This window comes from Streptomyces kanasensis, from assembly GCF_043077165.1.
Taxonomy (GTDB): Bacteria; Actinomycetota; Actinomycetes; order Streptomycetales; family Streptomycetaceae; genus Streptomyces; species Streptomyces changanensis.
In genome coordinates, this window is sequence record NZ_JBIBSF010000001.1 from 55938 (window position 1) to 81716 (window position 25779).

A 25779-nucleotide genomic window follows, 5' to 3' on the forward strand; every position below is an offset into this window, starting at 1 on the left:
CAGCCCGGCAGCCCGGCACCCCGGCAGCCCGGCAGCCCGGCAGCCCGGTCGTCAACGACCCGGTTCGGCAAGGTCGTTCCCTGGGCCACCGTCCGAGACTGCAGGTGGTCGCTCGATGGGAGAATCGAAACCGTGACGACCGTATCCGGGGACTTCGAGCTGACCATGGACGAGCTGCGCGTTGTCGCACGCTATGTTGCGGAGAGCGCTGAGGAGGTCCTTCCTGTGTTCGAGGTCGCCAACCCCGGCGATTCCCGACCTCGTGCAGCCGTTGACGCCGCACGGGAGTTCGCGAACGGCGCGAGAAGGACCAAGCTCCAGCGCCTCACCTCCTTGGATGCCCACCGGGCGGCGAAGGAAGCGGCCACTGAAGCCGAACGGCTCGCTGCGCGCGCTGCCGGCGATGCCGCCTCTGCGGCTTACCTCCATCCGATCGCGAAGGCCACCCAGGTGGGTCACATCCTGCGAGCCGCTGCCGCCGCGGCACGTGTGGGGGAATTGCACGCGGACGGTGATCCCGCCGTCGGTCTCCGGCTGATCGAGGAGGCTCGGCGACGCGCCACACCCGTCCTCATCGATGTTCTCAAGAGGTACCCTCCCGCGCCGGTCGGCAAGAGCCGTGCTGCACAGCTCATGACCATCCTGGACACATCCCTGCGCGTGCCCCGCTGAGAGGGTGTCTCGCGTGGCGAGTGTCGCGAGGTTCTTGTAGCAGGTCAGGGCAGCGGCCAGACCGAGGAGGCGCGGGCCCTTTCGTTCGTATCGGATGGTCAGGCGGCGGTAGCCGAAGAGCCGGGCGAACGACCGCTCGATCTTCCAGCGGTGTCGACCGAGGCGTTCGCCGCACTCGATGCCCGGCCGTGCGATGCGCGCGACGAGCGGCACTCGCGCGGCCGGCCGAGGTGTTCGGCGGAGAAGTACGCCTGCTCCGCACGGAGTTTGACCGGCCGGCGCCGCCGTGTCTTCGACCAAGCCGAGGAGGCCGGCCCGGTCACTGCCGAAGGTCGGCGGGCGTCATGAGCCCGCGGGTCGACTGCCGTGCCGCAGCCGACCCGCACCGACGGCTGCGGCCGGCCTCCCACCAGGGAGGTCGGCCGCAGTCGTTCCGGGTCCGGCTGCCGGGTCCTCGTGCCGACCGGACCGTCACCCGGCCTTCGTCCGGCCACCGCGGACACCGGGTGGTCCGCAGTCTGAGTTCGCGGTGTCCGTGCGCACCGCTGTCCGGGGATGCGCTCGGGGCCGACATCGGGGCGAGTCGGTGGCCTGCGTCCCTGGTGGTGCACGATGCGCGTCGTCGGCCCTGCCTTCGTCGGCCGCGGCCTCCGTCCGAGGCCGCGGCCGGCCTCAGCGGCGCTCGCGCAGATCGGCCTCCGCCGGCAGGGTGGAGAGGGTACGCGGCGCCTTGGTCGAGGACCCCGCGGGCGCGGTCTTCTTCCCGCAGAAGGCCGCCTCCAGCGTCCCGCCGAGCGCCGTGTTCGCCGCGCCCCGGTTCGAGGTGTTCGCCATGGCGGAGAGAGCGCGCCGGCCGTCGCGGGTGGCGAAGGCGTACGTGTAGAAGCCCTGCACAGTGCCGGTGTGCCCGTACACCTGGGTGCCACAGGACAGGTCGTAGCGGCGCAGCCCGAGGCCGTAGAAACGTGTCTGGGTGGCATCCGTCGGGGTGACGGTGGTCATGGCGTCCAGCATCCGGGGCGAGAGCAGCCTGCCCCGCATCAACGCGGTCGTGAAGGTGTTCAGGTCGGCCGGGTCGGAGATGACCGCGCCGGCCGACTGGGCCCAGGAAGCGGTCTGCTCCGTGGAGTCGACGAGGGGTGCCCCCGCCTCGTCGGGGTGGAGGTAGCCACGGACGTGCGTCCCGCTGATCCGGGTCTCCGGGTGGACGTAGGAGGTGTGGCGCAGCCTCAGCGGCGCGATGATGCGCCGCTCGTACTGCTGGGCGATCGAGGTCCCCGTGGTCTTCTCGATGAGCATGCCGACGACGACGAAGTTGGCGTTGGAGTACTTGTAGGCCACACCGGGCTCGGTGGTGCGGGGCTGGGCCAGCGAGAGGTCGACCAGCTCCTGGTAGGTGAAGACGCGGTTGCGCACGGCTTCGAAGCCGGGCACGGTCTGGGCGAACATGGCGTCGGTGTAGTCGGCCAGGCCGCTGCGGTGGGTGAGCAGGTGGCGGACCGTGATGCGATCGTCGGGCAGCAGTCCGGGAAGGTAGCGGTTGACCGGCGCGTCGAGCTCCAGCCGTCCCTCGTCGACCAGTTGGAGCAGCACGACACTGGAGAAGGTCTTGCTGACGCTGCCGATGCGGAAGCGTGCCCGGGTGTCCATGGCCTCGCCGGAGACGCGGTCGCGGACGCCGGCAGTGCGCGTCCGGACCCCGTCGGGACCAGTGAAGCGGGCCATCGCACCCGGAGCGCCGTTGGCCATGGCGGCGTTCAAGGCCGCCGTGACGCCGTCCATGTCGGGGGCGGGGGTGGCGGGGATGGTGGGGCGGGCAGTGGCCGTGGGGGCTGCCGGAGCCGCGAAGGCCGCGGTGGTGGGGGCGAGACCGCCGGCGAGGGCGGCGATCAGGGTGGCACTCATGGCCAGACGTCGGCGTGATGACAGGGGCACGTGACTTCCTCGTTCTCGACTCGTCGGAAGACCGGCACACGCATGGGGCGTGCCGTCGGGGTTTGGGAGGGGCGATCACTGGGCGCTGTCCGGATCCCCATGGAACATGAGTGCCAACGCGTCACGTCGGTTCCGGTCACGGGGCACCGATATTCCGTCCGACGAAGCGTCAGGACCGTTCCGCCAGCGGGGCACGGGGCGTCGCCGGGGTCGCAAGCGGTCCGGGACACAGGATGACCGCCCCCGCGCGGGAGCGGGGCGGCGGAAGAGGGCAGACGTCCGGCGCCGCAGGCCTCGTGCCGTGGCGGACGCCGACCATCGACAAGACGCCCCTGGCCTCGTCTCCGTGGTCGGTTCGGGGCCGGGTGTCCGGGTGAGGACGCCGGCCGGGGAGGGTTTCGCGGGCGCCGGCATGGTGCCGGGTGACGCACCTGGAGCAGGACGTCAGACGCGGTCGCTCCGGAGGGTGGCGAGGTTTCCGTCGGCGATCGGGCCCCACGCCACCTCCTCCTTCACCCCCTGCCGGCCGCCGCCACCCCCCTGGGATGTCCTCCGTGGAGGTGCGGCACGGTGGGCGGACGGATCAATGCCGAGTGAACTGGACCCGTGTCGACTGCACGACCTCCGGCCGCAGGGCGATGCCGTCGACGGTCAGTCGTTCTCCGTGGATGTCGGTGAGCCTGATGGCACCGCCACACCCACTGCCGTCGGGGGACAGGAAGTAGTTGTAGTCGGTGCGGGCGAGTCGGCGCCAGCCGCCGCTGGTGCGGACTTCCAGTCGCGCGAGCGGGTTGCGGTGGCCGATCGCCTGGATGCCGCACCAGTAGGGGCTGGACCCGGTCTTGTAGCGGATCGATATCGTGCCCGGCGTATCGGGGCTCACCAGGCTCCAGGTGATCGGGATCCGGCCTGTCGAGACGGGGGCCAGTTCTGCGAAGGCCTGCTCACTGAGGTCCAGTTGTCCTGGAGCACAGGGCAGGGGGCACTCGTTGGTGATCCGGACCGTGACGGAGGCGCCGTTCTCCGCGCGGACGAGCACGTGCGCCCCGCAGGCTTTGGACGTCTCGTAGTCGGTGGTGTTCATCGCCGCGATCATCATGTCGCCGCTCGGGCCGTAGGAACAGGCGCCGTCCCCGTCCCCTGCCTGATAGACAGTGGCGACTCCCTGGTGGGTGACCTCCGGTCGGATCCGCCCGGTCAGGGGCGACGTGGCCGCGGGCCTTTTCGGGGAGGTCGGTGACGGTGCCGCCGACGTGGTCGGGGAAGCCGTCCGGGACGTCGTGCCCGACGGCGCCGGGGTCCCCGCGCCGGCCGACGGAGACGTGGAGGGGGCCGGCGGGGACGCTGTGTCGGGCTTGTCGTCCGGTGATGCGGGCGGGAGACCCGTCTGGGCGTCGGCGACGGCCGTGGCCGGGGCCCGTCCGGCATCCTCCCTGGGATCCGCTTGCATCGTCATGACCAAGCAGACGAGAAGGCCTGTGACGGCCAGCCCCGTGGTGGTTCCCACCACCAGCCCGCGTCTGCGCCTGCGCTGCCGCGCGGCCCGGCGTGTCTCATGCATGTTCATCCCGTTCCGTAGAGCGTGGCGGTGCTTCACCACTCAGTGGCCGCGGGCGACGCAAAGGTTTCCGCCGGTCGATCGGTCGGGTCGGTTGGCACCACATGAGCAGCCGGGCGGAGACACTGGACACGTCCTTCTTGACGTGTACACCCTCGGCAGGCAGAACGCGGCAGTCGGGTTCGACGCGAGGGGAGGGGTGCCTTGGGCCGGCCGCGGCCGGTCCTGCGGGGCGAGGCGGTCGTCGAGGTCCGCAGGGGCCGGCGTTCCTCGAACGTCACCCGCTTCCAGCACTGCACGCACGGCCTCACCCCCTGACCGGCCTGGTCAGCGTGTCCGGGGCCGAAAGACCGCGGACGCGCGTGCGGGCCGTCCTCCACGGCGGCGGATCCGGCAGCGGCCTGGACGACGCCTCTCTCGAAGCCTCCGCCTTCCAGGGCGACCGCTCCCGGTCCACGGACGTGAGGATCGCGAACTGACGGCCCCTTCCCCTCCCCCGGAGCGGCATCCGCCACTGGCGGGGGCCGCGGTGCGGCCCGCGCACGGCCGCCACCGGACCTCTCCGGCGCCGGGCCGTGGGCTGACACCCGGTCGTGTGGTGCCGGGGACGCGGGAGCGGGGCCCGGGAACGGTGCCTGGCGAGGCCCCCTTTCCCGTGGCCCCGGTCGGGGCGTGACCGTCAGCCGGGTTCGTCCTTCTTGGGGGCGCGCTCCCCGGTGGGCCGGGGTGCCTCGTCCCGCGCGGGGCCGATACGGATCTCGAAGTCACCGGCGTACTTCTCGTGCCCCGCGATCACCGCGTCCTCGACGGCCTCCTCGGCCAGCTCGCCCCGGACGATCAGCGGGTCCTTGCGGAGGTCCTTCATCAGGGCCCAGCACATGCCGATCATCACCAGGACGAACGGGGCGGCGACCAGGATCGTCAGGTGTTGCAGGCCCGCGAGGGCGTCTCCCTTGCCCTCGCCGACGAGGAGCATCACGGCCGCGACGCCACCGGTCACCACGCCCCAGAAGACGACGACGAGCCGGGCCGGTTCGAAGGTGCCCTTCTGGGAGAGGGTGCCCATGACGATGGACGCGGCGTCGGCGCCCGAGATGAAGAAGATGCCGACCAGGATCATCACGAGCAGGCTCATCACTCCGGCGATCGGGAACTCCTGGAGGACACCGAAGAGCTGGGCCTCGGGTGTGGACGCGCCCCCGAGGTCTCCCCGCTCCTTCAGACGCATGGCCGTCCCGCCGAAGACGGCGAACCAGATCAGGCTGACGGTGCTGGGCACCAGGATGACGCCGCCGATGAACTGGCGGATGGTCCGCCCCCGGCTGATGCGGGCGATGAACATGCCCACGAACGGCGTCCAGGAGATCCACCAGGCCCAGTAGAAGACGGTCCAGCTGCTCAGCCAGTCGGCGACGTCACCGCCTCCGGTGGACGCCTCCGTGCGACCGACCAACGTGGGCAGCTCGCCGAAGTACGCGGCGAGCGAGGTGGGGATCAGGTCCAGGACCAGGATGGTGGGGCCGACGACGAAGACGAAGACGGCGAGGACCACGGCGAGGACCATGTTGGTGTTGGAGAGCCACTGGATGCCCTTCTCCACGCCGGAGACCGCGGAGAAGACGAAGCAGACGGTCAGGACGCCGATGATGGTCACGAGCAGTCCGGTCCCGGCCTTGTCGAGCCAGCCCACCTCGTGCATGCCGCTGCCGATCTGGAGCGCGCCCAGCCCCAGGGAGGTGGCGGACCCGAAGAGCGTGGCGAAGATGGCGAGGATGTCGATCACCCGGCCGGGGACGCCGTCGGCGCGTTTCCGGCCGATGAGGGGTACGAAGACGGCGCTGATGGTCTGCCGCCGCCGTCGCCGGAAGGTGCTGTACGCGATGGCGAGGCCGACCACGGCGTAGATGGCCCACGGGTGCAGGGTCCAGTGGAAGAGCGTGGTGGCCAGGGCCGTCTGCATGGCGTCCGCCGGGTCGGCGGGGTCGGTGCCCGGCGGCGGGGTGGTGTAGTGGGCGAGCGGCTCGCTGACGCCGTAGAACATCAGGCCGATTCCCATGCCGGCGCTGAACATCATGGCGACCCAGGAGACGGTGCTGAACTCGGGCTTCTCGTGCTCCTGCCCCAGCTGGATCCGTCCGTACCGGCTGATCGCGAGCCACAGGGCGAAGACGACGAAGCCCGAGGCGGCCAGGACGAACGCCCAGCCGCCGTGGTGCATGAGGCCGTCGAGCATCGTGTCGGAGACGCTCTCCAGCGTGTCGGTCGCCGTGGCGCCCCAGATCACGAAGCCCAGGGTGAGCACCGCCGTCACACCGAAGACGACCGGGTCGGTGACGGGTGCCTTGTCCTCGTGGGGGTGGCGGCCGGGTAGGGCCGCCTTCACGGGCAGGCGCATCCTTTGCCCCGGTTTGCGTTGCTCCTGAGACATGGGCGGCACCTTTCACGATCATGGCCGGATTTGGCTGTTGATACCCCCTACCACGAGGTTGACGCCTGAACCGGGAGCAACAGGCGCCGACGGACCATCCGTGAGGCGCGACGCAGCGCCGGTGTCGAGCGGCAGGGGCGCGCGCTCGGTCGGACTCCCGCAGCGGTACGAAGGCGCCGTCGGTGATCGCGGCCTAGGCACTCGGGCGGGCGGCCGGAGCGGTCATGCTCCCGCGTCACGGACGGCAGGTGGAGACCGGCGGCCGGCGGGGCGGCGGCGGCGCGGTGCGGCGCGCGGGCAGAGGGTTCCCCAGGCCGATGCCCGCCGAGCACAGCGCACGGACGAGCGGCCGGGGCCGCTGGGAATCGGTGGGCACGACGGAAACGGGACAGCCGTGTCCGGTAAGGCCCGGGCATCGGGCCGTCGACCCGACGGCGACACGAGCCACGGCCACGGCGCCCGCCCGGCGGAGCCCGGGCCAGGGGCCGGTCCACGGCTCCGGCCCCGGAGGGCGACGGACGGGTGCGCGGCAGGACGCCCGCATCATGCAGGCCGACTCAGGCCGTGAGCCCCGCACCCCGGGTGCCTCTGTACCCAGGGCGTCTCCCGAAGGCCATGGGGGCGAGCCGGCTGCCTTTCCGCGCCTCGCGCTGACCGGACCGCGACCGGGAGGGTGCCATCCGGATGGCACCGTCCGGATGGCACCCTCCCGGTCGGGGTCCGAGCCTGACTCCATGGAGAAGGGGCCCAAGGTGGTGGTGCAGCCACCGGACAGCAGGGGGCTGCGCGCGATCAGCGTCGCCGGCACGACCGTCGGGAGCGCCTGGTCGCTGCGGGGGCTGCGCAAGGTCCTCCGCAGCGTCGGTCACCCGAAGGACCTGGACGTGCGGGACCGGAGGTTCGTCCAGTGGCGCGGCGGGGGCAGCGATGTCTGGCCGGACCGTACGTGGCGGAGACGGACCGGTGGCGGCTTCCTGGTCATCGGCCTGCTCGGCTCCATGGTCCTGCTCGCGGTCATCGGCATCCCCGACGCCTTCGGCGCGCTGACCTTCGCCCAGCGGATGGCGGGCTTCGCGTTCGTCCTCTTCGGAGCCGTGGAGGGGGTGGCGGCGCTGGCGGCCCTCGATTTCCGGGGCAAGCGCCGCTTCAGGTACACGGGAGCAGTCGTCCTCCTCGGGGTCCTCATCGCCCTGGCGACCCACTCGCTGCTGCTCTTCATGTGGTTCCAGGAAAGGGAGTACACCCCCTACCTGCTGATGTACCTGCCCCTGTGGTTCTGGGCCGTCTGGGCGCTCCAGGCCCTCGTGCGGGAGGGCGCCTGGAAGGGTGTCCCCCACCCCCAGCGGTTCGCGGCCGGAGTCGCGGCCACGGCGCTCCTCGCCACGGTCAATCTGGCGTACTCCGCCGTCTACCAGCCCAGCGCCACCCCCGTCCTCCTCAGGCTCACAGCCCGCTTCGGGAAGCCGGTGCACGACCCGGTACGCCCGATCGTCCACCTGCCGGTGCGGCTCCACGCGAAGAACATCGGAAAGGTGGCAGCACGCGTCATCAACGACGAGTACTCGGTCTACGGGTACGCGGTGGAGTTCACCGCGAAGAGGAAGGGGGGCCTGAAAGAGCGGAGGGAGGCCCTGGAATTCGATGAGGACGTGAGCCTCCACACCGGGGTGTCCGATGCGCGCACTCTCGGGGCCGGACGGTTCGCCGGTCCGGGCTCCTGGTTCGAGCCGGGCGACGAACACACCAAGGAGAGGGTGCTCCACCTGCCCGAGGACGCCGAGTACGACTGGCTGGAGGTCGCCTTCGGCATGGAGATCATGAGGATGGACCGCGGGCGGATCGGCGAGGAGTTCTACGTCCCCCACCATTCGTGGAAGGAGGAGGAGGAAACGCTGCACTGCCTTCCCGAGGTGTGTGGGGACACCCTGATCCACCGCGGTAGGTTGCGCCACAACAACAACGTCCTCAATGTGACGCGCCGCCCCGTCTACGTCACCGCGAGCTGGACGCTGGATCCCGAGTGGTCGTACACGCACACGTTCCTGTCGTCCTCCCCGGATTTCACGCCCGAAAACGAGGCCGCCGCCGCGGCAGCCGACAGGGAGAGCGCGAGGGAGATCGAAAGGTACGGCATCTTCTACACCTATACGTCCGCGGTCACCCCCTTCAGGGCCCTCCTCGCGCCGCGGGCGAAGCGTGGCTGACCCCGCGGGCCGTGCGGTCGTGCCGGGTCAGCGTCGGCAGGGCGGCGCGTACGGCAGCGCCGTGGAGACGTGCTCCTTCCAGCGCTCGGGGGTCATCGCGAACCGGGTGGCCGCGCAGACCACGGCCCGGGCGGCATCGGGGTCGGTCTGCCACAGACGCAGCGTTCCGTCCTCCCCTCCGGAGATCAGCGTGCCGTCGTGCGGGGTGAACACCAGGGACCGGACGGTGCCCCGGTGTCCGCTCACCGGCAGGCCGTAGCCGGCGGTCCGGGCGGGATCGGTCGTGTCCCACAGGCGGATCTCCCCGATGGAGTTCCCCGCGGCGGCGAGCCGGCCGTCCGTCGAGAACCCGACGCTGAACACCGGCCCGCCGGCACGCGACGGGGCACCGGCGGCCACGGGCGACAGGGGGTCGGAGACGTCCCAGAACCGGACCAGGCTCTCGCCGCTGCCGGTCACGAGCAGGCGGCCGCGCGGGTCGGCGGCGAGCGCCATGACCATCTGTCCGCCGGCCGTCCCGCGTACCGGTACGGGAGCGGTCCCAGGTCCGGTCCTCCACACGCGCAACCTGCCGCTGACGGTGTCGCCCGTGTAGACGTGGCCGCCTGCCGGGGCCGCCGCGACACCCCTCAGTGGGGGCGTGCGGGCGGCGAGGTGGGCGTTGTGGAGAGCGGTGGGGCGGGACGGGTCGGTGACGGCCCAAGCGCGCACACCGCCGTCGAACCCCCTCTCGTACCCCATTGCCGTGGCGATCAGGGTGTGCCCCTGAGCGTCGAAGACGAGGCCGCCGACCTGGTGGGGCAGCGCACCGGGTGCCTCGCTGACCCTCCGGGGGTGGGCCGGCGCCGCCACGTCCCACAGCCGTACGCGTCCGGCGACCTCACCGGTGGCCAGGAGCGGCCGGTCCGAGGGCCCGGGGCGGAAGGACAGCGCGGACACCGTCCCGGGGAACTGCGGCAGGGTTCCGACGCGGGCGGGGCGGCGGCGGTCGGAGACGTCCCAGAGCGACACCCAGGCGCCGGACGCCGCCGCCAGGAGCCTCCCGTCACCGCTCAGCGCGACGGCGGCCACCCAGGCGCCGTGGTCCGTGACGACCAGGGTCCCCGGTATCCGCCACACCTGGATCCGGCCGTCCCCGCTGCCGCTGACCAGGGTCCGGCCGTCGGCGTCGAAGGCGAGTTGGGTGAGGGTACTGGTGTGGCCGCGGAGCGTGGGGGCCACGGGGCGGGCGAAGGCGGGGGCCGCCACGTTCCACAGGTTGACGTCTCCGGAGTTCTCCCCGGTGGCGAGGAGGCGCCAGTCCGGGCCGAAGGCGAGGGCGGTCGCCTCGCTCCCGAGGATCAGGTGCTGGACCTGCTTCGGTTCGCCGGGGTCCGACGTGTCCCAGAGGTACACCTTGCGGTCACTGGCCGCGCTGGCCATCAGGTTCCCCGTGGAGTTGAAGGCCACCCGATTGACGATGGTGGTGTGGCCGCCCAGGCTCCCGCCCAGTGCGGCCGGACGGGCCGGGTCGCTCACGTCCCACAGGCGCAGCAGGGAACTTCGGGGAGCGGTGCCGCCGCCGACCGCCAGGGTGGCGCCGACGGGGCTGAAGGCGACGGAACCGACGTGCTGCCCGCGGAGCGACAGCACGGTGCTCACCCGCCGGGGCCGGCGGGGGTCGCCGACGTCCCACAGCTGCACGGTCCCCCGTGTGACCCCGTCGCGCTGGTCCTTCGTCCCCAGGGCCAGTGTGCGCCCGTCCGGGCTGAACGACAGGACGGGGACGGCACCCGCACCGGCCTGCGTCCAGGCGGACAGAGGCACGGGCCGCCGGGGGTCGGAGACGTCCACGAGCCGGAACGTCCCGTCCCCGGAGCCGACGGCCGCGAGGGCGCCCCGCGCGTCGTACGCCGCGGCGACCCGGATCCCCGGGCCCGGGGAGGGGGAGGTGCCCAGCACCTTGGCGGCGGCGTCCGGCCCGACGTCCCACAGCCGGACCCGGTCCGTGCCGGTGAGCAGGGTGCCGTCCTCGCGGAACGCCGTGGAGTGCACGACGCCGTGCGCGCCGGGCAGTGCCGTCGGCAGGACGGTCCCCGACGCCCGGATGAGCCGGGTGCGCCCTTCGGGCGTGGGGCGCATGTCGTGGGCGACGAGGTCGAGTTGGGCGGCCAGCGCCGGATCGGCGTCGCGCCGGCGGTCCGCTTCGGCGGCGACCCGGCTGAAGATGGCGTCGTTGCGCTGTCGGACGGCGAGTTCGCGCTGCTGCGAGGAGAAGACCGCCAGTGCCGAGGCGACGACGGCCAGGACGACGACGGTCACCACCGCGCCCTTCCGGACGAGTCGTGTCCTGCGCTCCTGGCGCCGGGATGCGGCGAGGAAGGCGGCGAGCAGCGGACCGACCTCTTCGGGGCCGGTGTCCTGCGCCCAGGCGGTGGCGGCCTCCAGCCGGCCGCCGGCGTAGAGCAGTCCCGCGTCCTGGCGCCCGCCGCGTTCCCAGGCCACGGCCGTCTCCTCCGCCGCCTGGCGGGTCAGCGCACCGCTGCCGGCCTCGGCGATCCAGCCGCGCAGCCGAGGCCAGGCCCGCAGCAGCGCCTCGTGGGTGATCTCCACGGTGGCCTCACCGCGCTCCACCCCCTGGGTGAGCAGGCGGGCGGCGGTGAACCGCCGGACGAGCTCGGGGAGGCGCTCCGGCCGGGACATCGCCAGGAGCAGGTCGGCGCGGGAACGGCGGCGCCGGCTCACCTCGCCGTTCTCACCGGTGCGGACCAGGGCGAGGAACATCTGCCGCACCGCCTGGTGATCGGCGTCGTCCAACCTGGTGAATTCGTCCTCGGCGGTCGCCTGCACCGCTTCGGCGATGCCGCCGGTGTCCTGGTAGCTGTCCACCGTGAGGGTGTCGTCGCGGCGCTGCTGCCAGGTGGCCCGCAGGGCGTGCGCGAGCAGCGGCAGCCGACTCGTCTCGTACGACTGGTCGTCGACGCGCGTGGTGGCGCGCAGGTCGCGCAGGATGACGTCGACCAGGCCGGGGGCGAGCTTCAGGCGGCTCCGCTCGGCCGGCCGGGTCATGGTCCTGCGCACCTCGTCCTCCGTCATCGGGCCGACGATGACCTGGCGGTGCACCAGTCCGTCGGCGAGGAAGGGGTGGGCGGCGCAGTCACCGTAGGCGTCCGAACGCAGCGCGTAGACGACCAGGGCGGCCGGCTCGTCACCGCCGGCGAGGCCGTGCAGCGCGTCGACGAAGCGGCGGCGGGCGGCGGGGTCCGGGCAGAGGGTGAACAGTTCCTCCAGCTGGTCGACGACGAGGAGCAGCCGGGAGCGGCGGTCGAGGTTGAGGCGGGTGCGGATCAGTGCGGCCAGGGCTTCGCCACCCTGCGACAGCGCCTCGTGGACATCCGTCTCCTCCTCGTCCGTGAGCCTGGCGAGTGCCGACACGAGGGCGGCCAGCGGGGCATCGGACGGGGTGAACAGGAGTTGGGGCCAGCGCTGCGAACCGGGTAACCGCCCGTGGGCCACGGCGGGGAGCAGGCCGGCCCGCAGCAACGACGACTTGCCCGCCCCCGAGGGGGCGACGACCGCCAGCGGCAGGCGGTCGGAGAGGCACTTCTCCAGGCGGTCCACGAGCCGGCCGACCAGCTTCTCGCGGCCGAAGAACCACGCCGAGTCCGTCATCTCGAACGGACGGAGGCCGGGGTAGGGGCACTCGTCGATCGACGAGGGGCCCGTGGTGCGGCCGTACTCCTCGGCAGCCGCGTGGAAATGGTCGTGGTGGACGACGACCACGTCCCCGAACGCCTGGTAGACGGCGCCATGGCCGGAGGCCCAGGCCTGCAGCGTGACGTCACGCTCCGGACGCTGCGCGCGGCGCGGACCGTGCGGGTCCGGAGCCGTCATCGGAAGCGTACGTTCAGGGTGTGGCCGGATTGGTAGACCTGGCCCTGGTCCCTGGCCTCGCCCCGCATCTCCACGTGGGTGGGCCCGCCGTCGCCGGCCGGCCGGGCGTCGGCGTCGTCGCCCTCGTCCCCACCGTCCTCTTCCGGGACCGCAGGCCCGGACGCCTCGGCGGCGGCGGCTCGGGCGGACTCGGCGGACTCGGCGGACTCGGCGGACTCGGCGGACTCGGCCACGAGCCTCTCCAGGGCGTGCGCGGCCGCCGGTTCGACCATGAGCAGGTAACGGAACCGCGCCTCCCAGGCGGTCACCAGCTCGGGGTCGGGCGCGGTCGGCCGTTCCTCCGACAGCAGTTGCGCCCGCGTCCGGTCGAGTTCCGCCGCCACCTGCTCGTCCGACGCCGCCGGCCGGTAGCGGCTCCACAGGTGGACGATCCCGGCGCGTGTCCGCTCCCAGGCGTCCGTGGCGACCGCGCTCACCATCGCCGTGGCCGCGGAGGCGGCCAGGGCCGCCAGGTGCTCATCCACGAGAGACTCCCCCTCCTCGACTGCGACTGCCCGGACGCCTCAGGACGGAGACGCCCGTGTCGGTACGACAGCCTGACACGCCGTACGGCCCTCCGGCAGCGGATCGGACCCGTCCCACGGAACACGCGGTCCTCCCCTGCCCCGGTTCCCCGGCGGCCCCGTTCCTCCGGTGTCACCCCTCTCCCCCGCACGTCACCCGTGTGGTCGCGCGACGGGAGGGCCGGCGGGTCGGCGTCGGCTGGTGGCGGTCCGCCACCCGTGCGGCTCGTCCCGCACCGGGCACACCCACGCCCCCGACCCGGCGGACGTCCAGCGGGCGGAACCGTCGAGGCGGTCGACCGTCTGCCGGCGAGGTGACGGCCACCGCGTGCGGGCCAGGTGGCGAGGGGCAGGACGGCAGGGGCCGGAACGCCGACCGGGCGGCACGCGATGGGGGTTTCGGACCAGTGGGCTCCGGGCGCGCGAGCTCCGGGACGCCGGACGACCCACGACGGGTCCCCCAGCCCGCCGGGCGGGTGCGGGCCGCGCGCCGTGTGCCCGGCTCGACGGTGCACGCGTGGCCAAGCAGCGACCGGCGGCCGGCTTCGCGGGTGACGCGGGCGCATCCCGGTAGGCGGCCGACGATCGCAGGGCGAGGGTCCCGCGAGGAAGCCGGCGCCCCGGCGAGCCTCACCCGTCAGAGCACCGGGCGCCTCCGCCCGGGGCGATCAGCCCCGTCTCGTAGGCGAAGACGACGGCCTGGACGCGGTCGCGGAGGTCCAGCTTCGACAGGATGCGGCCGACGTGGCTCTTGACCGTGGTCGGGCTGAGGAACAGCCGGGAGGCGAGTTCGGCGTTGCTGAGGCCCGTCGCGAGGAGGCGGAGCACCTCGAGCTCGCGCGGGGTCAGGTCGGACAGGTCGCGGTGCGGGGCGATGGTCTGCGGTTCGTCGTGGTGGGCGAAGCGCTCGATCAGCCGGCGGGTGATCGCGGGTGCGAGGAGAGCGTCGCCGGTCCGTACCAGGCGCAGGGCGGAGACCAGGTGTTCGGGGGTGACGTCCTTGAGCAGGAAGCCGCTGGCGCCGGCTGTGAGCGCCGCGTAGACGTACTGGTCGAGGTCGTATGTGGTCAGGATGATGACCCGCGTCCCGTCCATGCCGGCGTCGCCGGTGATGCGCCTGGTGGCCTCGATGCCGTCCATCTCCGGCATCCGGATGTCCATGAGGACGACGTCGGGCCGCGTACGGCGAACTGCTGCGACGGCCTCGGCCCCGTCGGCGGCCTCGGCGGTCACCTCGATGCCGTCCGCGGCCAGGATCATCCTGAAACCGGTGCGTACGAGGGCTTGATCGTCGGCGATGACGGCGCGCAGAGGTGGCCGGTCCGTGGTCATGCCGCGCTCCGTGGGATGCGGGCCGTCACCCGGTAGCCGCCGGTCGGCGTCGGCCCGGCCGTCAGCTCGCCCTTGTACACGGCCAACCGCTCACGCAACCCCATGTGACCACGGCCGTTGCTCCGCACCGGAGGGGAATCGGTGGCACCACCGGTGTCCGTGATCTCGATCTCCAGACAGTCGTCGGTGCAACCGATGGCCACGGACACCCGGGCGCCGCGCGCGTGTTTGATCGTGTTGGTCAGCGCCTCCTGCACGACGCGATACGCCGCGAGGTCCACCCCCGGTGGCAGCGGATCCGGCGGCAGCGACACCCGGACGCTCACGGGCGTACCGGCGGCGCGTACGCGTGTGACGAGCGCGTCCAGCCGTGCGAGTCCGGGCTGGGGCTCCAGGCCGTCGGGCCTCTCGTGGTCCGGGGCGGCCAACAGGCCCATCGCGTGCCGGAGTTCGGCCATGGCGGCCCGACCGCCCGCCTCGACGGCCAGCAGCGCCTCCTTCGACTGCTCGGGCGCCCTGTCCATCACTGTGCGGGCCGCGCCCGCCTGGATCACCATCACGCTCACATTGTGGGTCACGACGTCGTGCAGTTCGGCGGCAATGCGGGCACGCTCCTCCTCGACGGCGCGGCGGGTGGCCTCCTCCTGAGCGGCCTGCAGTGCTGCCATCCGGTCCCGGCCGGAGGCCAGCCGCAGGTGCAGGAAGCGGACGAGGCTGGCCAGCATCCCTGCCACCAGGAGCACGAATCCCGGGCTGGACCACCCGGGGAGCACGGGGTCCGCGTTACGGAAGGCGAAACCGGACAGCGCGGCGGCGATCACCAGGACGGCGATCGCCGCTGTCCGGTGACGGCTGTACACGACGGCACTGTAGGCGCCGATGACACAGGCCAGGACGGTGATCCAGGAAGCGGAGCCACCGATGGCCAGTGCTGCGCCCAGCACCACCACGAACACGGTCAGCGGATACCGGCGCCGGGCTGCCAGCGGCAGCGTCGACAGGACGACCAGGGCCCACGGTACGGGGGGAGGTTCTTCCTCCACGGGCACCAGACCAGGATCGGGCGGCGAGGGCGGGGCCGGGACCCCCGTCCCGACGTCCAGCGTCGGAGGGTTGACGTCCACCAGCCCGCCGCCGGGATGACGCGCAGCCACGAACAGGGCGGTGGCGGTCAGCAGGACGGCCAGCACCACATCGGCGCGCACCGCTCGCCGGGACAGCGGAGCGGACTTCGCCTCCGGGCGGAGCGCGTCGATGAGTCGCTGATGTCGGCTACGCCGGTCTTCCGTCTCCATCCGTGCATTGTGCTGCGCTCTCGGCCCTGCCCGCGTCCCCCTGTCCGGCCGGAACATCGCCCGGGAGACCTACTTCGCAGGTATGACTCCTCTTCCGGTTCCTCCGCGGGAAGGGCCTGACGTCGGTTCCGCGGCCGACGCGCCCCGTACAGCGGCACCTCTAGGTTCGCAGGACCGCAGGACCGGCACCGGCGTGTGCCCCTCGCGACCGCAAGGACGGACAGCTCACATGGATCAAGTGATCGAACTGAAGGGTGTGGCGAAGCGCTACGACAGCACCGGTACACCGGCGCTCGGACCGCTCACGCTGAGCGTCGCCAAGGGTGAGGCCCTTGCCGTGACGGGCCCTTCCGGCAGCGGCAAGTCCACGCTGCTGAACCTCGTCGCCGGCCTGGACAAGCCCACCGACGGCGCCGTGATCGTGGCCGGGCGACGGATCGACCAGTTGAGCGAGCACGCCCTCGCCACGTTCCGTCGCGAGCACATCGGCATCGCCTTCCAGTTCTTCAATCTCCTCGACGACCTCACCGTCACCGACAACATCCAGTTGCCTGCCCAGCTGACCGGGACCAGTCGGCGCAAGGCCGCGGCCCGCGCGGGTGAGCTCATGGAGATGCTGGGCATCCGGAAGCACGCCCGCGCCTACCCGGGCCGACTGTCCGGAGGCGAACGCCAGCGGGTCGCGGTCGCCCGGGCCTTGGTCAACCGGCCCGCGCTGCTCCTCGCCGACGAGCCCACCGGCGCGCTCGACACCGCCTCGGGCCACGACGTCCGCGATCTGCTGTCGGATCTGCACCGCGCCGGGCAGACCATCGTGCTGGTGACGCACGACCGGACGCTGGCCCAGTCCTGCGCGACCCGCACCCTTCACCTGGTCGACGGTCAGGTCGCCCTCGACTCGCACGCGCGGGCCGTGCGATGAGCCTGTTCGGTACCGGCGCGATGGGCCGGGTCGTACGCTCCGGGGTGGCCCGGCGGCGGGTGCAGACAGTGGTGATCGCCGTGGCCACCATGATGGCCGTGGCGTCGGCCGTGGTCGCCGGGTCGCTGATGGTCGCCGCGGCCGCGCCCTTCGACCACGCCTTCGGGAAGCAGCAGGGTGCGCACATCACCGCCCAGTTCGATCCGGCCAAGGTGGGTGCGGCGCAGCTGGCAGCGAGCGGAAGGGTGGCCGGGGTCACCGCGAGCGCGGGACCGTACCCGTCCACGACCTTCCGCCCGGTGGATCGGACGGGCTTCCCCCTGCCGACGCTGACGCTGGTCGGGCGGTCCGGCCCGGACGGCGACGTGGACCGCGTGGATCTGAAGTCCGGCCGGTGGGCGCACAAGCCGGGCGAGATCGTGCTCGACGCGTCGTTCGAGGGGCCCGCCCTCGGGATCGGCGCCACCGTGAAGGCTGCGGACACCGCGAGCGCCCCCATCCTTTCGATCGTCGGCTTCGCTGTGTCGGCCGGTGAGACCACCGACGCCTGGGCGACTCCCGCGCAGGTCGACGCGCTGGCGTCGGAGGGCAACCCGCTCACGAGCCAGATGCTCTACCGCTTCGACTCCGCGAGCACGAAGGAGCAGGTTCTCGCCCACCGCAAGAGGCTCGCCGCCGCCGTGGAGCCCGGGGCGCTGCTGGGTACCCAGTCCTGGCTGGACACCAAACGCGCCGCTGATCAGGGTGCGGCGGCGACCGTCCCGTTCGTGATGGCCTTCGGCGTGCTCGGCATCGTGATGTCGGTGATCAACGTCAGCAGTGTGATCAGCGGTGCGGTCGGCACCAGCCTGCGCAGGATCGGCATTCTCAAGGCCATCGGCTTCACTCCGCGCGAGGTCGTACGCGCCTACGTGGCTCAGGCGCTGATCCCGGCCGGTGTCGGCATCGCCCTGGGGGTCGTCCTGGGAAACCTCCTGGCGGTGCCGCTGCTGGCGGACACCGAGGCGGCGTACGGTGCCGTCTCGCTTTCGACGGCCTGGTGGGTGGACGTCACGGTACCGGCCGGCGCCCTGGTCATCGTGGGGCTGGCCGCGCTGGTTCCCGCACTGCGGGCAGGAAGAGTGCGCACGGTCGAAGCCATCGCGGTCGGCCGGTCGCCGCGCACAGGGCGCGGCCGGTGGGCGCACCGGGCGCTGGGGCCGCTGCCGCTGCCGCGACCGGTGACCTACGGTCTCGCCACCCCCTTCACCCATCCCGTCCGTGCCCTCGCCGTGCTGCTCGCGGTGGTGTTCGGTACGGTCGCGGCCACCTTCGCCCTGGGGCTGACCTCGTCCCTCACCGCGATCGGCACTTCGCAGGACCCCGAGATCCGTGCCGCGGTCACCGTCACGACCACCAAACCGAACGGCGTCGCTCCCCCTCCGCCGCCTCCTCCGGGCGGCGGCGTGGCAGGCCCGTCCCCCGTGGACGGAAGCGCGGCAAGCAGGTCCGCCCCAGGGTGGCCGACCCGGCGAAGGTGCGGTCCGCCATCACGTCGCAGGTGGGCACCGGGTCGTACTACGGCAAGACCCGGACCGAGGTCACCGTGGCCGGGATTTCCGGCTCGGTCCGGGCCAGCCTCTACGAGGGCGATTCGCGCTCCGGCAGCTACGAGTTGCTCTCCGGGCACTGGATCACCGGTAGGGGGCAGGTCGTGGTGCCCACGCGCTTCCTGGAAAGGTCCAGCAGCAAGATCGGTGACACGGTGCGGGTGACCCACGAGAAGGAGACCGCGGACCTGCGCATCGTGGGCGAGTCCTTCGACACATCGGGCAGCGAGCTGGAGATCCACGCGGACATGGCCGACTTCGCATCGGCCGTTCCCAGTGCCTTTCTCGTCGAGGTGAAGTCCGGCGTCTCCGCCGACGAGTACGCCCGGAAGGTCGCCGCGGTCATAGAGCCGCTCGGCGGCGGCGCCACGACCAACGCCCCCTCGGGGCAGGAGGGCGTCATCCTCGTCATGTCCGCGATGGCGGTGCTGCTCACCCTCATGGTGGTCTCCGTGGCCGGCCTCGGCGTACTCAACTCCGTGGTCCTGGACACCCGGGAGCGCATCCACGACCTGGGCGTCTGCAAGGCGATCGGCATGTCGCCACGGCAGACCATGAGCCTCGTGCTCGCCCCGGTGAGCGCGATCGGCGCGATCGGGGGGCTGATGGGCGTGCCGGCGGGGTGCGCGCTGCACGGCTTCGTCATGCCGGTGATGGGGCGTGCCGTAGGCACCGGTCTGCCGTCGCCGGTCCTCGATGTGTACGCGCCTGTTCAGCTGCTCCTGCTGGGGTTGGGCGGGGTGGTGATCGCGGTACTGGGCGCGCTGGTCCCCGCCGGCTGGGCGGCCAGGGCACGTACGGCCACGGCGCTGCGCACCGAGTAGTCCCGACGGAACGCGAGCCGCCGGGGCGGGTTCCGCCAGGTCCGCGGGGCCGGGACGGCCGGCGGTACGGCGTCGCGCCGGCCGTTCGGCAGCCCATGAGGCAGCGTCTCTCCCCCAGGCCGGGCGCCGTTGCGGTGCGCCGGTGGTCGGCACGCTGCCGGCGGTCCGGCCGCCCGGCGCAGGTCCGCCGCGAGATCCGGGGGGGGCACGGCGCACCGTTCGGCGGCCTCCGGCAGCAGCGCGGCGGGGTCGTCAAGAGACATCGCGCCGTGGGCCACCAGGTGCGACACACGCGCAGTCCGCCACGAGGCGGCCGTCCTAGCCGCCGGCCTCAGCGAGTGGTGGTGGCGTACTGGTCCGACGACAACGCGTACACCCGTACTCGCCGACCACAGGTGGGATTGACGGTCTCGCGGTCCGGGTGCATCCCCAGTTTGGTCATGATCCGCTCGGAGGCGTCGTTGCCCACTTGAGCGATGCTGACGATCCTCTCCAGCCCTCGCTCTTCGAACCCGAACCGTACAGCGGCCGCAGCGGCCTCAGTGGCCAAGCCCTGCCCCCAGTGGGAACGTCCCAGCCGCCAGCCGACCTCGACCGCCGGCAGTACCTCCGGCAGGAAGCGGGGCACCGAGAGGCCGGTGAAGCCGGCCAGCTCGCCAGTGGACCGGATCTCCACGGCGAACAGGCCGAAGCCCTGTGACTCCCACTCGCTCTCCCATGCCCGGACCCCGTCGCGGGTCTGCTGTTCGTCACGGACGCTGCCGTCGCGGATCCACCGCATGACCTCGGGGTCGGCATGGACTGCGGCCATGGGCGCAATGTCTTCCTCGCGCCAGCGACGCAGGATCAAACGGGGAGTCCCGAGCGTGACCATGTGGTCATTCTGGATCACCCACGGGCTCTCCGCCATCCTCACCGGCGCCCCTTCGTAGGAGGTCCGACCGCTCCCACGCCGCGGGCACGGGCCGCCCGCATCACTGCCCGTGGTGGTGACGACGAGTGACGGCTGGTTGGTCAGGCCACGAGAGGTCCAGCGGCAGCTCTCGATGGACGACGGCCATGGCCCGGCCGGACCGTCGTAGTCGTCGATCTCCACGTCGAAGCCGAGGCTGCGGTGGAAGGGCGATCGAGCCGGTGGTCTCGATCGACGTGATCACCTCCGACTGCCGTGCACCGCGACGTTCCGCCGCTTCGGTGAACGCCGCGTACAGGCGACGTCGGGGGCCGGTGCCACGGGTGTCGTCCCGCGTGGCGATCAGACGCACGTACCCGGTACCGCTTCGAGCCACTGGCCGTGCGGCCGAGCGAGGGAGCCGTCCGAGTGGTCACGGGCCCGATCAGTGACGCCCGGTCAGTCGGCGCGCTGGGTGATCTCGCCTGCCTGGGCGGGCACTGCCGGCAGGGGGACGGTGCAGGCGGCGCAGCGCCGGGCGTGGGCCGGGACGGGGCTGAGGCACTCGGGGCAGTCCCGCTTGGGGGCCTGTACGTCGTGGTGTGGGGCGAGGCGCTCGTGCAGCTTGTTGATCGGGAGGACGACCAGGAAGTACAGGGCGCCGGCCAGGAGGAGGAAGCTGATCGCGGCGTTGATGAAGGCGCCGTAGGGGAACTCGGTATTGCCGACGCTGAAGGTCTTGCGGCTCATGTCGCCCGTGACGCCGGTGGCCAGCCCGACCAGCGGTGTCAGGAAGGCGCGGACGAAACCGTTGACCACGGCGGTGAACGCCGCTCCGATGACGATGCCGACGGCCAGGTCGACCACGTTTCCGCGCAGGATGAAGCTGCGGAAGCCCTTCACCTTCTCACTCCTCACTCCTCGGAGTTCTTCCACGTCGACGGTCGGGAACCGACCACGCCGTCAGCCGCGGACGGGCGACGGGGCGGACAGCGGTCGGCGTGCGTGGCGGCAGTGCGGGTCAGACGTGAGCGTGGGAATGCGCATCCGGCGCAGGAGATCGCGTGTGGTGCGCATGCTCAGCGTGCTGCGCCAGGCGAGGCCCGGGTGGCGGGACCGCAGGTGCGAAAGCGCACGGGTGCCGAGCCCGGTGCTGTGGAAACGCTCGTCGATCACGATGGCGGTGATGACACCCTGGGCGCAGTCGGGGCAGATGCGGTAATGGATCTGGCCGACGACCTGGCGGATGTGGACGAGGAGCAGACATTCCTCGCCTGGCCCGGAGTGTTCCGGGATGTGTGTGGACAGGAAGTCGATCGCCCGGTACGCGAGGATCCGGCGGCGCAGACGGCCGCTGATCCGGTCCCTGCGGGAGTGCTTGGCACCGGCTTGGGCGGGTGTCGGTGTCCGGACTCCGCAGGCTGGGCCGAACAGAGTGCTCGTGGGGCGCGCGTGTTGTCCGTGCATGAGGTCTCGTCTGCCCAGGGCCGCGAGCGATACCCGCTCCGGATGTCAGCACGCTGCGGGTCGGCGTGTCAGGGGACGACGCTGATGCGCTGCCGGCCGGCGGGGCTCGCTGACCGACTGCGGGTCCACGATCACGGCAGCGCCTTCGGAACTCGTGAACTTCCAACGGCAACGGCCGGCCCTACGCCCGGCTCGCGGCCGGTTCCGGGATCGGCACCACCACCGCCTACCGATGCATCACCGAGGCCGTCAACCTCCTGGCCGCCTCGCCCCACTCTCACGGAAGCCGCACGAGCGGCGTCGACGACGGCGTACGTGATCCTGGACGGGACGCTCCTACCGATCGACGGCATCACCGCCGACCGCCCGTTCGACTCGGGCAAACACTCCGGGGGCCGGCCCCGTCGGGACGTGGCATGCTGCTGTGCGGTCCGCGCCACGGTCGCGCCTGACAGCCGGCCGGCCCCCTCGGTCTCCTGATCCGGTGGGGCTCAGCGCCCCAGGGCCTTCTTGAGCTCCTGCGTGTTCACGGACGAACGACTCTCGACTCCGCGTTTCGAACGGCGCGGGCTGCGGCCGGCGGCCTGGCCGGTCGGCTCGTCGGGTCGTCGGGTCGGCTCAGGCCTGATCCGCGGCGCGCAGGGCTCGCGCCAGCCACTCCAGGGCCTCGGTCGCGTCGGGCGACGAAGCCTGCCCGCGTACACGGGCGACGAGCCTGCGGTAGCGCTCAGCCCCCGCCTCGATCCCAGCCTCCAGGCTGCGCAGCACGGCGGCCCGATCGGTGTCGCCGAACAGCGCGGACAGCACCTCGGCCGCTGCAGGCCCCTCGGGAGCGACCCCCCGCTCTCCGACCTCCGTGACGGTCTGCACGACCTGCCTGGCCCACCAGATGGACGCCCCGGGGGGACGGCCCTGCCCCGGTACGGGAGTGTTGAGCTCCATCCAGGTGCGCAACCGGGCGCGAAACCCGGGGTCCCGCACCAGCTCGGCCAGTTCGATCCAGGCGTTGACCTGCTCAGGCGTGGGATCGTCGGGCAATTCGACACTGAAGGCGCGCATGCGGTCACGCGAGTGCGGGTCGACACTGAGACCGCCGAACACCTCCTCCTTGAACTCGTCGATGATCTGCTTGCGTTCGGCGGCGGAAAGCCGCCCCAACTGGTTCATCAGTGCTGTCTCCTCAACGGTCGAGCCCCGTTTCGCCACGGTGGACAGGACGGCCCGGCTCACCTTGAGCGAGCGGATCTGCGCGTCGAGCGCGGCCACGTGCGCCTCGGCGACCTCGGCGACCGTGGTGCGGCCGCTCAGGACGCGGCAGACGTGGTCGAGCCCGAGGCCCAGCTCCCGCAGGGTGCGGACCAGCTCGACACGGGCCACGGACTGGGCGTCGTACAGCCGGTAGCCACTCGCGGAGCGGGCCACGGGCGGCACCGCTCCCTCGTCCGACCAGAAGCGCAGGGTACGCACGGAAAGTCCGGTGCGGTGCGCCAGCTGACCGATGGTGAGCACGTCGGGGCGTTCGTCGTCCATGGGCGGGATACTGGACCCTCCAGCCGCTGGAGGCTCAAGCGCCCCGGTGCGACATCCCGTGAGTTCTCCGGAGCTCTGCCGGGTTCCCTCACCACCGGCGCCGATCGTGCCGGACGGCCGGTGGGAGATCGCGAAGTCGCTGATCCCGCCGTCGAAAGGGCGGCCGCAGGGTGGCGGGACGCGGAACATGCCTGATGAGACGGTTCCGCGGCCCACGTCCACGTGCTGGTCGGCGGGTGCGCCCGGCGGTCACTGCCGCCCTGCTTCGGGATGCGTATGCGCTGTTCCAGCGCCCGCATGGGCGTGGTTACGCCACCGAGGCAGCCGGCGCGGTGCTCGACGCCGCCGTCGCGACGGGGCGGGAACGGCCCTTCGACGACCGGCCCACCGCAGCCCGGCAGCAACCCCGACGAGGCGACCGCCCCTTCATCGGCCACTACCCGGCGGCGAGCTCAGGTCGCCGAGCTCGGCCAGGTACCGTTCGGCGTCCAGCGCGGCCACGCATCCGGTGCCTGCCGCAGTCACGGCCTGGCGGTAGACCCGGTCGACGGCGTCGCCCGCGGCGAACACGCCCGGCACACTGGTACGGCTCGACGGGGCGTCCACCCGCACGTACCCGGCCTCGTCCAGAGCGAGCCGGCCCCTGAACAGCTCGGTGCGCGGATCGTGACCGATCGCGATGAACAACCCCGTCACCGCCCGTTCCTCCGTCGTCCCGGTAGCCGTGTCCCGGAGCCCGATGCCGGTCAGCCCCGTGCCGATGTCACCGTGCAGGGCCACCACCTCGCGGTCGAAGGCGAAGGAGATCTTCGGATCGGCGAAAGCGCGACGCTGCATGGCCTTGGAGGCCCGCAGGACACCCCGCCGGTGGACCACCGTCACCGAACGGGCGTACCGGCTCAGGAAGGTGGCCTCCTCCAGGGCGGTGTCGCCGCCACCGACCACGGCGATGTCGTGGCCGCGGAAGAAGAACCCGTCACAGGTGGCGCACCAGGACACGCCCCGGCCGGACAGCTCGTCCTCCTGCTGCAGGCCGAGCTTGCGGTAGCGCGTCCCGGTGGCGACGACGACGGTCCGGGCCAGGTGCTCCCGTCCCTCGCTGTCGGTGATCCTCTTGACGTCCCCGGCCGGCTCGACGGCGACCGCCTCCACGTCGACCAGCTCGGCGCCGAACCGCTCCGCCTGCGCTGCCATGCCGTCCATCAGGTCGGGCCCCTGTACGCCGCCGGGAAAGCCCGGATAGTTCTCCACCTCGGTGGTGGTGGCCAGCGCGCCGCCGATGGCGGTGCTGCCGCGCAGGACCACCGGGCGGAGTGCGGCCCGGGCGGTGTAGAGGGCGGCGGTGTAGCCGGCGGGGCCCGACCCGATGACGACGACGTCCCGGACGACGCCGCTCACCCCCGGTCACCTTCTCGCGCATGGTCGGAGGGTCCGGTGTACAGCAGCAGGTTCCGGGACTCCGGGCCCGCGTCGCGCACGTGGTCCCGGGTGGCGGAGGCCGTGAGCGCCTGGTCCAGTTCGACCGGCGTCGTGTCGGGGTGGCGGGCCAGGTACACGGCCGCGGCGCCGGTCACCTCGGCGGTGGCCGCGGAGGTGCCCGTCAGCTTGACGTAGGAGCCGTCGCTGCGCGCGCCGGCGGTGGTGATGTCGGTGCCGGGTGCGAACAGGTGCACGCAGTAGCCGTGGTTGGACCAGGCCGGGCGCTTGTCGTCGCGGCCGGTGGCGGCGACGGTGATGGCGGTGGTCTGCCGGGCCGGGGTCGTCTCGCAGGACTCGATCCCGTTGCCCGATGCGTCGCCGTTGCCCGCCGCGGCGGTGTAGGCGATGCCCTTGCCGGTCATCTGGTAGAGCTGGAGGTCGAGCACCGAACCCGGCTCGCCGGAGAAGCCGAGGTTGACGACGGAGGGGCCGTCGGCGTGGGCGGTGATCCAGTCGACCGCGGACATGATGTGCTCCAGCGTGCCGGTGCCGTCGCAGCCGAAGGCACGCACCGACCGCACGGTGGCGCCCTTGGCGACGCCGGTCCACAGACCGGCCGCGGTGGCCGCGGAGGCGGTCCCGTGGCCGTTGCAGTCGCTTCCCCCGCCCGGGCGCTGCTCGATGGCGTCGTACGCACCGTGCGCCCGGCGGCCCCGGAACTCCCGGTGCGCGACACGGACCCCGGTGTCGACGACGTAGATGTCCACTCCCGCGCCGACTCCGTGCGGCATGCGGTGGACGCCGTCAAGGGGCAGGTCGCGCTGGTCCATGCGGTCCAGGCCCCATGAGGGCGGTGACAGCTGGATACCGCCGAGCGCCACCCGTGCGGTGCCCGTCCCCCGGACGGGCTGCTGCTCTCCCGCGATCCGGTAGACACGGTCACTGGTGATCGAGTCGACTGGGGGGTCCTTGTAGTAGGAGGTCTTCTGCTCTTCGGTGAGCGAGACGGAGAACGCCTGGGAAGCGGCGGAGTACACCCTCCGCAATGCGCCGCCGTGAGCGGCGATCATCTCCTGAGCCCGCCGGGTGACCGCCTCCTCGGTGGCGTCGGTGCCGTTGACCTCGATGATGTGGACGGTGGCGGCCGAGGGCAGGGACGGCGAGCGGTCCGCCGGGGTGGCGGACACGGCCGGGCCGGCGAGCAGGGCGGGAAGGGCCGCACCGGCGGCGACGACTGCCGCGGTCAGGGCCCGCACCAGGGCGTTGTCCATGGGGA

At 72.3% G+C, this 25779-nt stretch carries 18 protein-coding genes and 4 pseudogenes; 8 read left to right on the forward strand and 14 right to left on the reverse strand.

Annotation, left to right across the window (positions count from 1 at the left end):
* Positions 1-132: 132 nt before the first annotated feature.
* Positions 133-672 (forward strand): putative immunity protein, encoded by a 540-nt coding sequence (locus tag ACF053_RS00225; protein ID WP_391951682.1) that lies wholly within the window; start codon positions 133-135, stop codon positions 670-672.
* Positions 673-684: 12 nt separating this feature from the next.
* On the opposite strand, the pseudogene ACF053_RS00230 reads toward ACF053_RS00225, so the two are convergent.
* The 4 genes and pseudogenes from ACF053_RS00230 to ACF053_RS00245 all read right to left on the reverse strand — a co-directional run.
* Positions 685-870 (reverse strand): annotated as a pseudogene (locus tag ACF053_RS00230) (IS5/IS1182 family transposase); the annotation flags it as partial.
* Positions 871-1344: 474 nt separating this feature from the next.
* The gene (locus ACF053_RS00235; protein ID WP_391951683.1) at positions 1345-2577 is read right to left on the reverse strand and encodes a serine hydrolase domain-containing protein; all 1233 of its coding nucleotides are present in this window, start codon (positions 2575-2577) and stop codon (positions 1345-1347) included.
* A 613-nt stretch (positions 2578-3190) separates the two neighbouring features.
* Positions 3191-4168: an expansin EXLX1 family cellulose-binding protein gene (locus ACF053_RS00240; protein ID WP_391952600.1), complete on the reverse strand. Its 978-nt coding sequence runs from the start codon at positions 4166-4168 to the stop codon at positions 3191-3193.
* 676 nt (positions 4169-4844) lie between these two features.
* On the reverse strand, positions 4845-6560 hold the full coding sequence (locus ACF053_RS00245; protein ID WP_391952601.1) for a BCCT family transporter: 1716 nt from the start codon (positions 6558-6560) through the stop codon (positions 4845-4847).
* A gap of 767 nt (positions 6561-7327) precedes the next feature.
* Here ACF053_RS00245 and ACF053_RS00250 point away from each other — a divergent pair.
* Entirely contained in the window at positions 7328-8797 is a 1470-nt protein-coding gene (locus ACF053_RS00250) for a hypothetical protein (RefSeq protein WP_391951684.1), read from the forward strand.
* Positions 8798-8824: 27 nt separating this feature from the next.
* Here ACF053_RS00250 and ACF053_RS00255 read toward each other — a convergent pair whose 3' ends face one another.
* The 4 genes from ACF053_RS00255 to ACF053_RS00270 form a co-directional block, all read right to left on the reverse strand.
* Positions 8825-12670 carry an nSTAND1 domain-containing NTPase gene (locus tag ACF053_RS00255; protein ID WP_391951685.1) on the reverse strand — a complete coding sequence of 1282 codons (3846 nt, stop codon included), beginning with the start codon at positions 12668-12670 and terminating at the stop codon, positions 8825-8827.
* Positions 12667-13194: a hypothetical protein gene (locus tag ACF053_RS00260; protein ID WP_391951686.1), complete on the reverse strand. Its 528-nt coding sequence runs from the start codon at positions 13192-13194 to the stop codon at positions 12667-12669. Before ACF053_RS00260 ends, ACF053_RS00255 begins: the two co-directional genes overlap by 4 nt.
* A 669-nt stretch (positions 13195-13863) precedes the next feature.
* On the reverse strand, positions 13864-14565 hold the full coding sequence (locus ACF053_RS00265; protein ID WP_391951687.1) for a response regulator: 702 nt from the start codon (positions 14563-14565) through the stop codon (positions 13864-13866).
* Positions 14562-15860, reverse strand: a complete 1299-nt coding sequence (locus ACF053_RS00270) for a sensor histidine kinase (RefSeq protein ID WP_391951688.1) — start codon at positions 15858-15860, stop codon at positions 14562-14564. The genes ACF053_RS00265 and ACF053_RS00270 overlap by 4 nt, the downstream gene beginning before the upstream one ends.
* Before the next feature lie 229 nt (positions 15861-16089).
* Between ACF053_RS00270 and ACF053_RS00275 the strand changes: the two genes are divergently transcribed.
* The 3 genes from ACF053_RS00275 to ACF053_RS00285 all read left to right on the forward strand — a co-directional run bounded on the left by ACF053_RS00275 (position 16090) and on the right by ACF053_RS00285 (position 19195).
* Positions 16090-16782, forward strand: coding sequence for an ABC transporter ATP-binding protein (locus ACF053_RS00275; protein ID WP_391951689.1), 693 nt, complete (start codon positions 16090-16092; stop codon positions 16780-16782).
* Positions 16783-16910: 128 nt separating this feature from the next.
* A complete protein-coding gene (locus ACF053_RS00280; RefSeq protein WP_391951690.1) occupies positions 16911-18536 on the forward strand; it encodes an ABC transporter permease in 1626 nt (541 codons plus the stop codon).
* Positions 18476-19195 carry an ABC transporter permease gene (locus ACF053_RS00285; protein ID WP_391951691.1) on the forward strand — a complete coding sequence of 240 codons (720 nt, stop codon included), beginning with the start codon at positions 18476-18478 and terminating at the stop codon, positions 19193-19195. Before ACF053_RS00280 ends, ACF053_RS00285 begins: the two co-directional genes overlap by 61 nt.
* Positions 19196-19526: 331 nt before the next feature.
* Here ACF053_RS00285 and ACF053_RS00290 read toward each other — a convergent pair whose 3' ends face one another.
* The 3 genes from ACF053_RS00290 to ACF053_RS00300 form a co-directional block, all read right to left on the reverse strand.
* Positions 19527-20069: a GNAT family N-acetyltransferase gene (locus ACF053_RS00290; protein WP_391952602.1), complete on the reverse strand. Its 543-nt coding sequence runs from the start codon at positions 20067-20069 to the stop codon at positions 19527-19529.
* A 477-nt stretch (positions 20070-20546) separates the two neighbouring features.
* Positions 20547-21005, reverse strand: a complete 459-nt coding sequence (mscL, locus tag ACF053_RS00295) for a large conductance mechanosensitive channel protein MscL (RefSeq protein WP_391951692.1) — start codon at positions 21003-21005, stop codon at positions 20547-20549.
* Positions 21006-21050: 45 nt separating this feature from the next.
* Entirely contained in the window at positions 21051-21554 is a 504-nt protein-coding gene (locus ACF053_RS00300; RefSeq protein WP_391951693.1) for a hypothetical protein, read from the reverse strand.
* 170 nt (positions 21555-21724) lie between these two features.
* On the opposite strand from ACF053_RS00300, the pseudogene ACF053_RS00305 reads away from it, so the two are divergent.
* A pseudogene (locus ACF053_RS00305) lies at positions 21725-21941 on the forward strand (IS5/IS1182 family transposase); the annotation flags it as partial.
* A 231-nt stretch (positions 21942-22172) separates the two neighbouring features.
* Here the strand turns inward: ACF053_RS00305 and ACF053_RS00310 are convergent.
* Positions 22173-23084, reverse strand: coding sequence for a helix-turn-helix domain-containing protein (locus tag ACF053_RS00310; RefSeq protein ID WP_391951694.1), 912 nt, complete (start codon positions 23082-23084; stop codon positions 22173-22175).
* 103 nt (positions 23085-23187) lie between these two features.
* Between ACF053_RS00310 and ACF053_RS00315 the strand changes: the two are divergent.
* Both ACF053_RS00315 and ACF053_RS00320 read left to right on the forward strand, forming a co-directional pair.
* Positions 23188-23357: pseudogene (locus ACF053_RS00315) on the forward strand (IS5/IS1182 family transposase); the annotation flags it as partial.
* Positions 23357-23452, forward strand: a pseudogene (locus ACF053_RS00320) (GNAT family N-acetyltransferase); the annotation flags it as partial. The pseudogenes ACF053_RS00315 and ACF053_RS00320, both read left to right, overlap by 1 nt.
* A gap of 58 nt (positions 23453-23510) precedes the next feature.
* Here the strand turns inward: ACF053_RS00320 and trxB are convergent.
* Together trxB and ACF053_RS00330 are read right to left on the reverse strand one after the other, a co-directional pair.
* The gene (gene trxB, locus ACF053_RS00325; RefSeq protein ID WP_391951695.1) at positions 23511-24482 is read right to left on the reverse strand and encodes a thioredoxin-disulfide reductase; all 972 of its coding nucleotides are present in this window, start codon (positions 24480-24482) and stop codon (positions 23511-23513) included.
* Complete coding sequence (locus tag ACF053_RS00330) at positions 24479-25774, reverse strand: S8 family peptidase (RefSeq protein WP_391951696.1); 1296 nt, start codon at positions 25772-25774, stop codon at positions 24479-24481. Before ACF053_RS00330 ends, trxB begins: the two co-directional genes overlap by 4 nt.
* Positions 25775-25779: the final 5 nt, after the last annotated feature.